The organism is Pseudomonas frederiksbergensis, from assembly GCF_003732275.1.
In the GTDB taxonomy this organism is placed as follows: Bacteria; Pseudomonadota; Gammaproteobacteria; order Pseudomonadales; family Pseudomonadaceae; genus Aquipseudomonas; species Aquipseudomonas frederiksbergensis_H.
Map to the genome: position 1 here is coordinate 839,537 of NZ_MOBM01000039.1, position 15,442 is coordinate 854,978.

General features: G+C 58.3%; 12 protein-coding genes and 1 tRNA gene. 9 read left to right on the top strand and 4 right to left on the bottom strand.

What is annotated here, in order from left to right; genetic code table 11:
• Window positions 1–87: 87 nt before the first annotated feature.
• Window positions 88–1,527, top strand: coding sequence for a toxin-antitoxin system YwqK family antitoxin (locus BK662_RS30075; protein ID WP_259695967.1), 1,440 nt, complete (start codon window positions 88–90; stop codon window positions 1,525–1,527).
• A 375-nt stretch (window positions 1,528–1,902) separates the two neighbouring features.
• Here the strand turns inward: BK662_RS30075 and BK662_RS30080 are convergent, their stop codons facing one another.
• Window positions 1,903–2,910: a DUF481 domain-containing protein gene (locus BK662_RS30080; RefSeq protein ID WP_123360585.1), complete on the bottom strand. Its 1,008-nt coding sequence runs from the start codon at window positions 2,908–2,910 to the stop codon at window positions 1,903–1,905.
• Window positions 2,911–3,076: 166 nt separating this feature from the next.
• Here BK662_RS30080 and BK662_RS30085 point away from each other — a divergent pair, with 166 nt between their 5' ends.
• From BK662_RS30085 to BK662_RS30100, 4 genes are all read left to right on the top strand, one after another.
• On the top strand, window positions 3,077–3,430 hold the full coding sequence (locus BK662_RS30085) for an MGMT family protein (RefSeq protein WP_123360586.1): 354 nt from the start codon (window positions 3,077–3,079) through the stop codon (window positions 3,428–3,430).
• Window positions 3,431–3,474: 44 nt separating this feature from the next.
• Window positions 3,475–5,034, top strand: a complete 1,560-nt coding sequence (locus BK662_RS30090; protein ID WP_123360587.1) for an AmpG family muropeptide MFS transporter — start codon at window positions 3,475–3,477, stop codon at window positions 5,032–5,034.
• Window positions 5,035–5,176: 142 nt separating this feature from the next.
• Entirely contained in the window at window positions 5,177–6,892 is a 1,716-nt protein-coding gene (locus BK662_RS30095) for a proline--tRNA ligase (RefSeq protein WP_123360588.1), read from the top strand.
• A 17-nt stretch (window positions 6,893–6,909) separates the two neighbouring features.
• Complete coding sequence (locus BK662_RS30100; RefSeq protein WP_123360589.1) at window positions 6,910–7,863, top strand: hypothetical protein; 954 nt, start codon at window positions 6,910–6,912, stop codon at window positions 7,861–7,863.
• A gap of 116 nt (window positions 7,864–7,979) precedes the next feature.
• On the opposite strand, the gene dinB is transcribed toward BK662_RS30100, so the two are convergent.
• A complete protein-coding gene (gene dinB, locus BK662_RS30105) occupies window positions 7,980–9,041 on the bottom strand; it encodes a DNA polymerase IV (RefSeq protein WP_008010121.1) in 1,062 nt (353 codons plus the stop codon).
• A 301-nt stretch (window positions 9,042–9,342) separates the two neighbouring features.
• Between dinB and BK662_RS30110 the strand changes: the two genes are divergently transcribed.
• From BK662_RS30110 to BK662_RS30120, 3 genes are all read left to right on the top strand, one after another.
• Window positions 9,343–9,419, top strand: a tRNA-Met gene (locus BK662_RS30110).
• A gap of 277 nt (window positions 9,420–9,696) precedes the next feature.
• Entirely contained in the window at window positions 9,697–12,339 is a 2,643-nt protein-coding gene (gene mprF / locus BK662_RS30115) for a bifunctional lysylphosphatidylglycerol flippase/synthetase MprF (protein ID WP_123360590.1), read from the top strand.
• Window positions 12,339–13,637, top strand: coding sequence for a virulence factor family protein (locus BK662_RS30120; protein ID WP_123360591.1), 1,299 nt, complete (start codon window positions 12,339–12,341; stop codon window positions 13,635–13,637). Before mprF ends, BK662_RS30120 begins: the two co-directional genes overlap by 1 nt.
• Window positions 13,638–13,838: 201 nt before the next feature.
• Here BK662_RS30120 and BK662_RS30125 read toward each other — a convergent pair whose 3' ends face one another.
• The gene (locus tag BK662_RS30125) at window positions 13,839–14,126 is read right to left on the bottom strand and encodes a type II toxin-antitoxin system RelE family toxin (protein WP_123360592.1); all 288 of its coding nucleotides are present in this window, start codon (window positions 14,124–14,126) and stop codon (window positions 13,839–13,841) included.
• 11 nt (window positions 14,127–14,137) lie between these two features.
• A complete protein-coding gene (locus tag BK662_RS30130; protein ID WP_008010129.1) occupies window positions 14,138–14,428 on the bottom strand; it encodes a Phd-YefM in 291 nt (96 codons plus the stop codon).
• Between the two features lie 525 nt (window positions 14,429–14,953).
• Between BK662_RS30130 and BK662_RS30135 the strand changes: the two genes are divergently transcribed.
• Window positions 14,954–15,280 carry a DUF3077 domain-containing protein gene (locus BK662_RS30135; protein WP_123360593.1) on the top strand — a complete coding sequence of 109 codons (327 nt, stop codon included), beginning with the start codon at window positions 14,954–14,956 and terminating at the stop codon, window positions 15,278–15,280.
• Window positions 15,281–15,442: the final 162 nt, after the last annotated feature.

Genomic DNA, 15,442 nt, shown 5'->3' on the forward strand with positions numbered 1-15,442 from the left:
TTTTTGTGCCTGAATGTTTTGCATCGCCCTATCTCCGCTTCACCTCTATATGATTCGCGCCCTGGAAAATCACATGGAAGAAGCAGGATGCAATTCATCTCCTGGAAGTCATTCGGCACCGCGCTGCTGATCCTCACACAGCCACTCACAACCCACGCGGAAACGCCTCCTGAGCATCCGACAGTAATTGTCGGCATGAACCCTCGAGCAACCTATTTGGCGAAGGGGCCCGAGGTAAATGGTCACGCCCCTATTCAGCTAAGAGCAGCGGCACTTTTGACGCTTTCGACTCCTCATGCTTGCGGGAGCAATGAGGTTTACATGACCCCCGAGTCTGCGGGCATCCCCAACGATTCGTTTCGCCGAGCCCTCGACGAAATCCAGCAACTAATCGATCAGAAAACCCCTCTTCTACTTACACATTCGGCCTGCGAACGCAAACGAGCGTTTCTCGAGAAGGTGCGCCCCTGTACGCCTGAAGCATGCGGTGAACTCATGGCATCCCTTGTGGATGGAAAACAGTACCTGAATCGCGATTTTTCACCCATAGGTCAAGGGCAAGCGTCTTACTACCTGAAGATGCCAATGGACTACGACAGCAAACGCAAGGCATGGGCAGCACAGATCTTCTATGTCGAAACCCAAACTCCGAGTCATGAATATTTCGTCGATGCCGAGGATTTTGTTTCAGGTAAGGCAGTCCATGCCTACAGAAGCTATTACCGAAGCGGCAAGCTCCGCCGAAGCTATCAGCACGACGCTAATGGCATGCGCCAAGGCAAGGCACTGACGTATTCTGAGAACCTCACCGTAATCAAACGCGAAAGCTATCTAAACAACGAGCTGGAAGGCTGGCAGACCGTTTACCACGACAATGGCAAGATATCGGAGTCGTACAACTGGCGCCAAGGCAAACGGGTGGATGGCGAATATTTGGAATACGACGAGAACGGCGCACTAATCGGCCGCATCAGTTATCGCAACGACGTATTGCACGGACCCATTTTTGGGTATTTCCCCGACGGCCAGATCAAGCATCGCGGACAGTATGTCGAGGGCAAAATGGTCGGCCCGAGCACGCATTATCACCCAGACGGCACACTCCAACACAGCGGGGATTACGTTGACAGCAAACCGCTGGGCTGGCACACCGAGTATCACCCCAACGGAAAAGTACGACAGAAAGTCTTCAACGACGAACAAAACGTGCGGCGCAGCTACGCCACCTGGAATGACCAAGGCATCCAAACTGTGCAATGGCAGTGGGATAAGCAGGGCCGCGAGCAAGGCGACTTCAAGGAATGGTACAAAAATGGCCAACTCAAGGAACAAAAGACCTACAAGGACGGCAAACTTGAAGGGTCGCTTCGCACTTGGTACGACAACGGACAGATGAACACGTCAGTTGCATACCGGGATGACCTGACGCAGGGTATTGGCCGTTTCTGGGCACAAGACGGCAGCCTGACTCTCGAGTGTCACTACGAGTCAGGTGAACGCCAAGGCGAATGCAGGCGAATGAATTAACTGAGGACTAGAGAACAATCCATCTGGTAAAAAGCCCCGCCCTTAGGCGTAATGCTGTTCACTTAAGCGCGACTCTTCAGTCATGCCTACCTTTGTGGCGAGCGAGCTTGCTCGCGTTGGGCTGCGTAGCGGCCCCAAAAATCTGATAACAATCGCCGATTTTTGTGAGCGCTACGCACTCAAGTGGGAGCAAGCTCCCTCGCCACAGGTTACTCACTGACTCAAGACTCTTAAGTGAACAGCATTACACCCTTAAGCGGGAGCTATGCTTTTGCCGGGCAAAAAAAGATCGCAGCCTTCGGCAGCTCCTACAGGACGTACCTCAATCCCGCGCAGGAGCTGCCCAAGGCTGCGATCTTTTGATCTTTCAGCGTGTTACCAGGCCACGCCAAACCCTGCGGTGTATCGGGTTTTGCTCAGGTCAGCCTCATCGCTGCCGCTGATGATATCTCTCTCGGCCTTCAGGTTCAGCGACGCCCAATCGGTGACTTTGTAGCGCAGGCCGACCTCGGCATCGAGGGCGTAATCCGCCACGCCCGACAATGGTTTTCCGACCTCACCATTGGTGAAGAACTCGACCTTCTTGCCGACCAGATAACGGTTGTAGTCCCACTTCATCGCCAAGGAATAGAAGTTTTCCTTTCTGCCGTTGGAATACTCATAATCCGTGTTATTCAGCAGCGAACCCAAGGAGAAGGCGCCCAGTTCGTTATCCCAGAATTGATAACCGGGGCCGGTGCCGATGGTGCGCTGACGGGAAAGCTCTTCGACCTTGTCGCGCTTATAGTTCAAACGACCTTGCCAGAACCACTTCTCGGTGAGGAAGCGGTCGAGAGAATATTCGGCACGCCAGTTATCAGTGGTAACGACGTCATCCTGGAACTCGCGGTTGTATTCACCTTCCGCCGTATGACGCCACCGACCGTGACGCGCGCTGGTTTTGAAGCCGACGTCATAATCATCGGTATCTTTTTCGGCCCGCCGATAATCCAGCGCCATGTCGACATTACCTTTCCACACCAGATCCTCGACCACCGGTTTGGGCTTGAGCATCTGCTGAATACTGGCCAGCTCCACGGTCTTGGGGCCATCGCCGTTGGCCAGGGTGACTTTGCCATCTTCTGCCGCGTGCAGCGACTTGGCCTTCTCGCCGGTGTAGGCATCCTGCTTGACGAGCATTTGCTGATCGCTTTCCAGGGTTTTGACCTCTTTCCAGTCAATTGGAACCGCCCCGGCATACTGGGTCTCGATCAACAGCTTGCCACCGTCGAAGAGGGTGATTTTGCCGCTCAATTTGTCACCGTTCTTCAACCAGACGGTATCGGCAAGCAAGGGAGTGGAAGCAATGACGAGAGCAAGGCACAGCAAGGTTCTGGACAACATAAGCGAATCGAAGGCTCAACTTTGCGAAAAAAAGTCGGCATTATCCTTACGAATAAGGCCCTGACAAGGACTGACCCGACTATTTCTATGGAGTTCATTTCTCAATAGGCGATCCAGGATTTACTCTACAGACGGTCAATGCGCATTTTTTCAGGAAGCCCGGGACGTGACCGATTCAACCTCTGAAACCGAAAGCGCAGCGCAAATCCGACGCACGGCGCTCTACCTGACCCTGGCACAAGTGCCCGAGGGCAAAGTCGTGAGTTATGGTCAGCTCGCCGAGCTGGCGGGATTGGGTCGTGCTGCCCGCTGGGTCGGGCGCACACTGAGCCAATTGCCCGGCGACACCAAATTGCCCTGGCACCGCGTGCTGGGTGCCGGCGGACGAATCAGCCTGCCCGTGGGCAGCCCCTCGGGGGATGAACAACGAGCCCGATTGCGCATGGAAGGCATCAGTATCCTGAACAATCGTGTTGATATTCAGCGCCATGGCTGGCGCCCGGTAGAGCACAGCGGTTAGAGTGCGCGCTTTGTTTCCGTAATTCTTGAGGCAGACTCCAGCCCATGCCCCGTAAAACCTGGCGCGCCGCGCTCGCCGCCTATGCCAGCCCCTCGACGCTCGTGCTGTTACTGCTTGGTTTCGCCGCCGGCCTGCCCTACATGCTGGTGTTTTCGACGCTTTCAGTCTGGCTGCGCGAGGCCGGTGTTGCCCGCGAAACCATCGGCTATGCAAGCCTGATCGGCCTGGCCTACGCCTTTAAATGGGTCTGGTCCCCGCTGCTCGACCAATGGCGCCTGCCACTGCTCGGCAAGCTCGGTCGACGACGCTCCTGGCTGGTATTGTCCCAGGCGCTGGTGATCCTCGGCCTGGTCGGCATGGGCTTCTGCGACCCGCAGAAACATCTGTCCTGGCTGATCGCTATTGCAGTGGTTGTCGCCTTCGCCTCCGCGACGCAAGACATCGCCGTCGACGCCTATCGCCTGGAAATCGCTGAAGACAGCCGTCAAGCAGCGCTCGCCGCCAGCTATATGTCCGGCTATCGGATTGCCGCACTGCTGGCCACCGCCGGCGCCCTGTTCTTCGCCGAAGGCTTCGGCTCCACCGGTTTCAACTATAAGCATTCGGCATGGGCCGGCACTTACCTGCTGTTTGGCGCACTGATGGTCCCGGCACTGCTGACGTCCCTCTTCATGCGTGAACCGCCGGTGCCGTTGCGAACCCAACTTCAGGCCGGGCGCTATAGCTTTGCGCATCAATTGGCCTCAGTGTTTGTACTTATCGTGCTGCTGGTGTCCGTACCGGCCATGTTCACCCAGCTCTACAACACTGACTTCGCCAGCGTACTGTTCGAAGGCGTCAGCGTGCTCGACCTGTTGCTCGAAGACCGCGCGTTCCTGCGGGCGATCCTCTATATCACGCTTACCGGCCTGTGCTTGTCGGCCATGGGCCGCCGTGGCCTGGCGCCGGTGCTGACGCCGGTCAACGACTTTATCCTGCGTTACCGCTGGCAAGCCCTGCTGCTGCTCGGGCTGATCGCCACCTATCGGATGTCCGATACGGTCATGGGCGTGATGGCCAACGTGTTCTACATCGACCAGGGGTTCACCAAGGATCAGATTGCCAGCGTCAGCAAGATATTCGGCCTGATCATGACACTGGTCGGCGCCGGCATGGGCGGCCTGCTGATCGTGCGTTTCGGCATTCTGCCCATTCTGTTCATTGGCGGTGTGACATCGGCCGGCACTAACCTGCTGTTCCTGATGCTCACGGACATGGGGGCCAATCTGCAGATGCTGATTGTCACCATTTCACTGGATAACTTCAGTTCGGGCCTGGCGACTTCTGCATTTGTCGCTTACCTGTCGAGCCTGACCAATCTCAAGTTCTCCGCCACCCAGTACGCCCTGCTCAGCTCGATCATGCTCCTGCTGCCCCGCTTGATTGGCGGCTATTCAGGGGTCATGGTGGAGAAATTCGGTTATCACAACTTCTTCCTGATCACCGCCCTGCTGGGTGTTCCGACCTTGCTGTTGATCGCCTTGCACTGGTTCCAGGAGAACCGTCGCGCAGGTCCGACACCGACGCCGGAACCGGTTCAGACCCAGGTCGCGGAAGAATCGTAGGCTCTTCACGCAGGAAGCATGGCAGAGGGCGGGCAGATTCTCGCCCTCTGCCACACAGCCGGCCGGACTCCTGTACGCCAGCAGATCTCGCCCGTACAATGTTCCGTCATTTCTCGTCATCAGCAACCGACAACGGCCAACCATGCGCACCAGTCAATTTTTGCTCGCCACACAGAAAGAAACGCCTTCCGACGCGGTCGTCATCAGCCATCAGCTGATGCTGCGCGCCGGCATGATCCGCAAACTCGCCTCGGGCCTGTACACCTGGCTGCCCATGGGCTTGCGAGTGATGCGCAAGGTCGAAGCCATCGTGCGTGAAGAAATGAACGCCGCCGGCTCTCTTGAAGTGTTGATGCCGAGCACCCAACCGGCTGAGCTGTGGCAGGAGTCCGGTCGCTGGGAAGAATACGGCCCGGAATTGCTGCGCTTCAAGGATCGCCATGGTCGCGACTTCTGCGCCGGCCCGACTCACGAGGAAGTCATCACCGACCTGATGCGTAACGAGCTGAGCAGCTACAAACAGCTGCCGATCAACCTGTATCAGATCCAGACCAAATTCCGTGACGAAATCCGCCCACGCTTCGGTTTGATGCGCGGCCGCGAATTCATCATGAAGGACGCCTATTCGTTCCACGCTGATCAGCCTTCGCTGCAGATCACCTACGACCGCATGCACCAGGCGTACTGCAACGTGTTCACCCGCCTGGGCCTGAAGTTCCGTCCGGTTGAAGCCGACAACGGCTCGATCGGTGGCGCCGGCTCCCACGAGTTCCACGTGCTGGCCGAATCCGGCGAAGACGATATCGTTTTCAGCAACGGTTCCGACTACGCTGCGAACATCGAAAAGGCCGAAGCCGTACCGCGCGAAACTTCTCGTGCCGCGCCTACCGAAGAGCTGCGCCTGGTCGACACGCCGAACGCCAAGACCATTGCGCAACTGGTCGAAGGCTTCAATCTGCCGATCGAGAAAACCATCAAGACCCTGGTGGTGCATGCTGAAGAGCAAGGCAAACTGATTGCCCTGATCATCCGTGGCGACCACGAGCTGAACGAAATCAAGGCCGCCAACCAGCCTGGCGTTGCCAGCCCGCTGGTCATGGCGTCTGAAGCCGAATTGCGCGACGCCATTGGTGCTGGCGCCGGCTCCCTTGGCCCGTTGAACCTGCCACTGCCGATCATCATCGACCGTTCCGTCGAGCTGATGAGCGACTTCGGCATCGGTGCCAATATCGACGACAAGCACTACTTCGGCGTGAACTGGGAGCGCGATCTACCGGTTCCGACCGTTGCCGACCTGCGCAACGTCGTGGCCGGTGATCCGAGCCCTGACGGCAAAGGCACCCTGGAAATCAAGCGCGGCATTGAAGTCGGGCACATCTTCCAGCTGGGCAACAAGTACAGCAAAGCGATGAAGTGTGAAGTGCTGGGCGAGAACGGCAAGCCAGTCACCCTGGAAATGGGCTGCTATGGCATTGGCGTGTCCCGCGTGGTGGCTGCCGCCATCGAACAGAACAACGACGAGAACGGGATTATCTGGAGCGACGCTCTGGCTCCGTTCCAGGTAGCCCTGGTTCCGCTGCGCTACGAAACCGAACAGGTTCGCGAAGCCACTGACAAGCTCTACGCAGAACTGACTGCCGCCGGCTTCGAAGTGCTGCTGGACGACCGCGACAAGAAAACCAGCCCGGGCATCAAGTTCGCGGACATGGAGCTGATCGGCATTCCACACCGGATCGTGGTCAGTGACCGCGGCCTCGCCGACGGCAATCTGGAATACAAGAGCCGCACAGAGGCCGAGGCGCAAGCGCTGCCGGTCGCCGACGTGTTGTCTTTCCTCCAGGCCCGTATCCGCCGCTGACACCAGATAGAGACGTCATGTTCAAGCGAAACACCTTAGGCCTCGGTAGCGCCGCCCTGTGCGGCGCGCTGCTGGTCAGCGGCTGTGCCAATCAAATGTCACAACGCAGCGAGCACGAGGAACGGGTCGAGCGCAAATTGCTCGATCACAGCCTGCAGATCGATGTCGGCGAGCCTAAGGTGCTTGAGCTGCCGCAACGTCGGGTGAAAATCCACGAGCAGAAAACCTTCGAAGTCACCGAGTTCGAAGTCACGCGTCGTTATGATCGCTATACGCCTTACCAACCCTGGAGGGAGGTGTACGAGATCCCGCTGGGCGCGGTAGCCGTGGTGGCCGGTGTCGGTGCGAACGTGGTCAACGTGTTCGCCCTCGGCAATCTGCCGGACAGCGTGACGAAGGACTGGCTCAGCTATGGTTTCGCCGGGCTCAACCCGTTCATGAACGCGCAATCTCATGGTCGGGCGCAACAGAACCTGGCGGGTATCGACGAAGTCCAGCGCGACAAGCGCACGGAATACTCGAGCCTGCCGTGGAGCGAGCGCCCGGTGCAGGTCAAGGCCGGCAAGAACACCTTCGAGCTGAGCACTGACCGTAACGGCGTGTTGCGCCTGAACCTGCTGGACAGCCCGTTCGCCGAACATGACCTCAATCATCTGGGCAAGCTGCAGATCAGTGTCGAGGACAACAAGGACGATGTGCATACTGATTCGTCCCTGGCTATCAGCAGCACCTTGCGCAGCAAGTTGCTCGAAGCGCACGGGCTGATTTACGACGACCTCGAAGACGACGAAGTGAGCCAGTGGGTACACCGGGTCAAACGTCTGTCGGAGCTGGGTCTGGAAGAAGAAGCCAGCGAGCTGGAACAGAGCCTGATCGAACTGACCCGCAACGATCCCGAGTTGCAGACCGAATTCCTCAAGTCATTGACCAAGGATGCCGGGCGACTGGTGGCGGATCCGGGGCCGAATTAAGGCCGAAAAGCATCGCGAGCAGGCTCGCTCCCACAGTTGACCGAGTTGTTCAGACGAACGCGGTCTAATGTGGGAGCGAGCCTGCTCGCGATGAGGCCCTTAAATCCCCCCCCAAACTACCGCTCAAACAACTCCATCTGCTCAAACCCGCCCCGCAAATCCTCCAGCCTCACCCCAATCCCCAACAACCGCACCGGTTTCCCGCCTCGATTAAAGGCCTGGGTCAGCAGCAACTGATAGCTCCCCAGATCCCGCCCTGCCCCGGCCTGTTCCAAAGTAGTCTGGGTAAAGTCATGGAATTTCACTTTGACGAACGGCTTGCCCGGTCGATAGCTGCTGTCGATCCGCGCCATGCGGCCATTCAGGGACTCCAGCAACTCGGGCAATTTATCCAGACAACTCACCAGATCCGGCAGATCCACGTCGTACGTGTTTTCGACGCTGATCGACTGCCGGCGACTGTCGTTATGCACCAACCGCTCATCGATCCCACGGGCCAGGCTCCAGAGTCGCTCACCAAAGCTGCCGAATTCCCGCACCAGCGCCAACTTGTCCCACTCACGTAAATGCGAGCAATCGACGATGCCGAGCCTGCCGAGTTTGTCGGCGGTCACTTTGCCAACCCCGTGCAGCTTGCTCACCGGCAAACCACTGACGAAGTCTTCCACCTGATCCGGCGTGATCACGAACAAGCCGTTAGGCTTCTTCCAGTCACTGGCGATTTTGGCGAGAAACTTGTTCGGCGCCACGCCAGCTGACACGGTGATGTGCAACTGGTTGGAGACCCGGCGACGAATGTCTTGGGCGATTCGCGTGGCGCTGCCGCCGAAATGCGCGCTGTCCGACACGTCGAGGTAGGCCTCATCCAGGGAAAGCGGTTCGATCAGGTCGGTGTAATCGCGAAAAATCGTATGAATTTCCTTCGACGCTTCTCGATAGGCCTCCATGCGCGGCTTGACGATGGTCAAGTCCGGACAGAGCTTCAAGGCATGCCCGGAAGACATGGCCGAGCGTACGCCATAAGCCCGCGCTTCATAGTTACAGGTGGCAATCACCCCCCGCCGATCCGCCGAGCCGCCCACCGCCAATGGCTTACCGGCCAAGCGCGGGTCGTCACGCATCTCGATGGCGGCGTAGAAACAGTCACAATCGACGTGGATGATTTTTCGCTGCGTCATATAAAAGCAGTGTTCATGGCGAAGAAATGAGGTGTTGGTGAGTCGTACCGGCAGTATCTCACTGACACCTGTATATAGCACCAGTACTCTGAATGTTCTTTTTCCTTTGTAGGAAAAGCGCCGGAGGAATTTATTTTCTCAATCGAAAGAGCCCTACCGATAGAGCCACAAGCCTTGCCCTGCCTGCGTTTCAGGCCGGTCAGCCATTGCTTTTTTCACCTAAGCGCTTGAACAGGAACAGGTTTTACCGAGATTGAAGGTTGACAGCCCTGCGATCCTCTGTAGAATGCCGACACACAGACGCGGGATGGAGCAGTCTGGTAGCTCGTCGGGCTCATAACCCGAAGGTCGTCGGTTCAAATCCGGCTCCCGCAACCAAACATCAAAAAAGGCTACTCGAAAGAGTGGCCTTTTTTGTATCTGTTGAAAAAGTCCTTTCGCAACAAAGACCTGTCACTGTGCAGTGAGCCGTTCGGGATCTCCAGACTGTGAGTTCAGAGCAGACTGAACCGCAGATGAAACCTTCTACGACTGATGACGCGCCATCGCCCACATCCGGTGAGAGGCGTTAATATTTGTGATTATTTTTTTCTACAGGGATTGGTAACTTGGCTGGATACCTCCATCCTGTCGCGCACAATCCAAGAGGTGATTGATGCGCGCCAACTCGTCTGATTCACAAGACACCGTCACAGCGACACAACCGATCAAAGCCGAGCGTCTGCGCTTGCTGGATCGAATCAGCAAATATCGTCAGCCCATCGGGCTGGCGGTCACTTTGCTGTTGTTCGCCATTGCGCTGATTGCCTGTCGTCACCTGCTGAGCGAACTCGATCTGTACGCATTGCACGACTCGATTCTGGAAGTGCCGAAACCGGCCTTGCTGGGTGCGCTCGGCGCGACTGTCATCGGCTTCATCATTCTGCTGGGTTACGAATGGTCGGCCAGCCGTTATGCCGGCGTGACGCTGGCGCCGCGAATATTGGCATTGGGTGGCTTCACCGCGTTTGCCATTGGCAATGCTATCGGCCTTTCGCTGCTGTCAGGCGGCTCGGTTCGCTACCGTTTATATGCACGTCATGGCGTGGGGGCTTCGGAAGTCGCGCACATGACCTTGTTTGCCAGCCTCTCGCTCGGCTGTGCCCTTCCGCCCCTGGCCGCCCTCGCCACCCTCAGTAACCTGCCCGCCGCCTCCATGGCCCTGGGCTTCTCCGAAACATTGCTGGGTGCGATTGCAGTGGCCGTGCTGCTGCTCTCCACCGTACTGGCCATCGGCATCTATCGCCGTCGCTTGCCGGAACAGCCTTACCCCGACAACCTGCTGGTCAAGGTCGGCCGTCGCACCTTGCGCCTGCCGGGTCGGCGCCTGACGTTCCTGCAACTGGTCATCACCGCTCTGGACGTGGCCGCCGCCGCGACGGTGCTCTATTTGTTGCTGCCGGAAGCACCGCCCTTTGGTGCGTTCCTGCTGGTCTATCTATTAGCCCTGGCCGCTGGCGTGCTCAGCCATGTACCGGGCGGTGTCGGGGTATTCGAGGCGATTTTGCTCGCGGCCTTCGCCGACAAGCTCGGTGCCGCGCCACTGGCTGCGGCCCTGCTGCTCTACCGCCTGATCTACGTGGTGTTGCCGCTGCTGGTGGCTTGCGTACTGCTGCTGGTCAATGAAGGCCAGCGCCTGTTTCAATCGCGCCAGTCCTTGCGTGCTGCATCTGGCATGGCCGCGCCGATTCTGGCGGTGCTGGTGTTCCTGTCCGGCGTGGTGTTGCTGTTTTCCGGCGTGACGCCGGAGATCGATACCCGCCTTGAACACATCGGCTTTCTGATTCCGCATCGATTGGTCGACGCCTCGCACTTCGGCGCCAGCCTGGTGGGCGTGCTCTGCCTGCTGCTGGCTCAGGGGCTGCGTCGCCGCCTGTCAGCCGCGTGGATGCTGACTACCATTCTGTTGTTGGTCGGCGCCCTGCTCTCTCTGCTTAAAGGCTTCGACTGGGAAGAGGCTTGCCTGATGACCCTGACGGCGAGTTTGCTGGGGGTATTCCGGCGCTCGTTCTATCGCCCCAGTCGCCTGACCGAAGTGCCGTTTTCGCCGCTGTATCTTGTATCCAGCCTCTGCGTACTCGGCGCGTCGATCTGGTTGCTGCTGTTCGCCTATCAGGACGTTCCCTACAGCCATCAACTCTGGTGGCAGTTCACCCTCGACGCCGATGCTCCCCGTGGCCTGCGCTCGCTGCTCGGCGCCGCGGTCCTGCTGGTGGTGGTGTCCCTGACCTGGCTGCTGCGTACCGCGCGCCCGGTGATCCATCAGCCAACGCCCGATGAGCTGGAGCGCGCGGTAAAGATTCTCATGGCCTCGTCCCAACCGGATGGCGGCCTGGCCCTGACCGGTGACAAGGCGCTGCTGTTTCACCCCAACGACGAGGCGTTTCTGATGTACGCCCGCCGCGGCCGCAGCCTGGTGGCGCTGTATGACCCGATCGGCCCGACCCAGCAACGGGCGGAAATGATCTGGCAGTTCCGCGACCTGTGCGATATCCATCACGCCCGCCCCGTGTTCTATCAAGTACGCGCCGAGAATCTGCCGTACTACATGGACATCGGCCTGACCGCGATCAAGCTCGGCGAAGAAGCCCGGGTCGATCTGCACCGCTTTGATCTCGAAGCCAAGGGCAAAGAGATGAAGGACCTGCGCTACACCTGGAACCGCGGCACCCGTGACGGCCTGTCGCTGGAGATCCATGAGCCGGGGCAAGCGCCGATGGACGAGCTCAAGGTGATTTCCAATGCCTGGCTGACCGGCAAGAACGTGCGCGAGAAAGGCTTCTCGCTCGGGCGTTTCAGTGATGACTACCTCAAGCACTTCCGTGTCGCGGTGATTCGTTTCGAAGGGCGCCCGGTGGCGTTCGCCAACCTGCTCGAGACCTACGGCCATGAACTGGCCAGCCTCGACCTGATGCGCGCGCACCCCGACGCCCCGAAGCTGACCATGGAGTTCATGATGGTTGGCCTGATTCAACATTATAAAAATCATGGATACGCGCGCTTCAGCCTGGGCATGGTGCCGTTGTCGGGGTTGCAACCCCGGCGCGGCGCACCATTGACCCAGCGCCTGGGCTCGATGGTATTCCGCCGTGGTGAGCAGCTGTACAACTTCCAAGGTTTGCGCCGCTTCAAAGACAAGTTCCAGCCCGACTGGGAACCCCGTTATATGGCCGTGCCCGCCGGACTCGATCCGCTGGTTGCCCTGGCCGACACTGCCGCCCTGATTGCGGGCGGCTTGACTGGATTGGTGAAACGCTGATGATTCAACGCTCCCTGCGGTACGTACTGGCCACACTGGTAGTGCTGGCCCTGATTGTCGGTGGCGGTTACTGGTACCTGAAACGCCCGGCACCGGAACCGACCCTCGAACGGCTGACGCCGGCCGATGGCGCCGCGATGACCCGCGTCATCCCCGGCAGCACGCCGAAGGCTCAGGTGCTGGTGGCGGTCAATGAAGACCAGAAACTCAATGACAAGCAATTGACCACCCTGAGCCGCAGCGCCTCGGCACAGATCGTCCAGGTGATTCTGCCCAAAGACTGCCTGCTGCAAAGCCGCGCCCTGCAAGCGGGCCTGCGCGAACTGAAAGGCCCGGCCACTCTGGTTAGCGGCATCGGCCCTGGTGCCGTGCTGGCGTGGCGCTGGCTGGCCGAGCAGAAGGACGACAAGGCCCAGGCCATTTCGGTTGACCTGGCCCTGGAAAAACCCGAGGGCTGCACTCACCTGCTGCCAAAAGGCGCCGCCCACGGCCACTGGCTCGTGGCATGGAACGACAACCCGGACGACACCAGCGCCGGCTTCGTGCGTGACCAGCCCAACGCCGAAACCAGCATCAGCGACTACGACATCAACCTGCCGCAAGTGCTGAACAACGAACTGCGCAAAATCCTCGTCGGTGGCGATAAAGCCGCCGGTGGCCTGCAGATTCCGGTGGTCGAAGTACCGGCCGGCCAGGCCAAGGACACCGTCACCCTGTTCCTTTCCGGCGACGGCGGCTGGCGCGACCTGGACCGCGACGTGGCCGGCGAGATGGCGAAGATCGGCTACCCGGTGGTGGGCATCGACACCCTGCGCTACTACTGGCAGCACAAGAGTCCAGAGCAAAGCGCTCTGGACCTGACTGAACTGATGCAGCACTACCGGCAGAAATGGGGTACCAAGCGCTTCATCCTGACCGGTTACTCGTTCGGCGCGGACGTATTGCCCGCCATCTACAACCGCCTGCCTGAAGCCGAACAGCAGCGCATCGACGCAATCATCCTGCTGGCCTTCGCCCGCACCGGCAGCTTCGAAATCGAAGTCGAAGGCTGGCTCGGCAACGCCGGCAAAGAAGCCGCCACCGGCCCGGAAATGGCCAAGCTACCGCCTGCAAAAGTGGTGTGCATCTACGGTGAAGAAGAAGTCGACGAGAGCGGCTGCACCGACAAGACTGCCGTGGGCGAAGCGATGAAACTGCCTGGCGGCCATCACTTCGACGAGAACTACCCGGCCTTGGCCCAACGGTTGGTCGATGCTATCGAGAAGCGTCAAGCGAAGGACACGGCGGCTCAAGAGTGATCTGAGCCGCGCTCACAAAAAAGCCCCCGCAGCCTTATGGTTGCGGGGGCTTTTTCATTCTCGCAGATGCCACAGATCCCTTGTGGGAGCGAGCCTGCTCGCGATATCGAGCTGACCTTCACCATTGGTGTATCTGACAGACCGCTATCGCGAGCAGGCTCGCTCCCACAGGGATAACCTCTAACTTCAAGGGTTTCGTCGTTAAAGACGGCGCTCTGCTGCGTCGTAAACCTCTTCGTCACGTCGCGCACCGACGGCGACGATCAAAACCTGGATCGCTTGTCCATCGACTCGATAAACAATTCGCGTGTCACCTGTGCGGATACGCCTACAACCCGCGAGACTGGCCCTTAGGGGCTTACCGCTCTTGTCTGGCTCGCCATTGATAATCCGCTCTTCGATAACATCAAGAATGCGATTCGCCGCCACAGCTCCCAGCAGATCCAGATCCTTCTGGACCTCTGGATGATAGATAACGCCCCAAACCATCCATAGCTCCTTTAGTCTTTCCTGGCATACCGCGCCCGCATATCGTCGTGGCTGATGGCCTTGGCCTGATCAAAACCGATCAATCGCTCCCGAGCCGCTGCTTCAACCCGAAGGTCCTCAAGCTCGTCGAGCATTTCCTGATACGCGTCGACATTGATGATGACCGCTGCTGGCTGATTGTCTTTGAAAATGACCAGCCGCTCAGTGGCTCGGCTGGAAATTTCTTTTAGCCTCGCGCTGAACCCCCTGACCATTGCCGTCACCGAAATCGCTTGGTCAGCACGCTCCAGTAATGCCGTCATACTCACCTCTCTACACATTCATGCAAATTTGAACATACAGTTCTACGCAGAGTATCGCGTCGAATTAGACATACAGCAAGCTGCAAAAAAACGCGAATCTACCAACCTGCGTTTTTCCATTCCTACAAAAAATGAGCCGAACGGCTTGTGAATGCTCTGCCCCGTTTAGTTTCGTTTACTTAAGGTGTCGCAATATCAGATGACGCCCGCAGACCTTGTAGGCAAACTCCTAATCTTGCCAATTGGGTGCATTTGGGCACTTTGCCGCCTTGTTGCGTTTTTCTTCGAAGGGATACTCTCCGGACGTCGCTGAACCTTCAGCGATCGGGCTTGGAAACCCGTCGGATACTAGCCGCAACAGCGCCCCGTCATGATTGCATGCGTTTTGTGATCATGAGTTATGGCAGCTGTGCGTGGGACGTCCTCGGGCGTGCCGGTTCCTAGTTCCCGGTTTTCCAACCTGCGTACAGCTGTCACCCATTCGCTTGGAAACGAATGTGTCAGCTCCTCGACTAGGATTTTGATATGACTAAAATAGATTCATCCGCGATTTCAGAACTAAAAACCATCGGCTTCACCCCGCTCATCTACTGCTCGGATCAAGCGTTGTTCAACGTCCGCGCCGGCGTCCCCATCGTTGATGCATTGTCACAAGCCTCCGATCTGCTGTTCCTCGCCAAATCATTTACCGAGGATGCAGCCTACGCAAAAAACACCGACCGCCACGCCTGGGCCGCGCATTATTTGACGGCTATGTCCAAGGCAGTGATTGATGATGTGGTGAAGGTGCTGACACCGCGACCTGCCCGGACAAAGACCGAATCTGAAGAAGAGCTGCCTGAAAGCAAGTAAAGGCGCCAACACCGCAGATCCCTCGTGGGAGCGAGCCTGCTCGCGATGAGGCCATTACATTCAACATCTGCGTTGGCTGACAGATCCTCATCGCGAGCAGGCTCGCTCCCACAGGGGATTGTCAGTGGATTCAAGTCACCGGACACAAAAAAGCCCCCGATA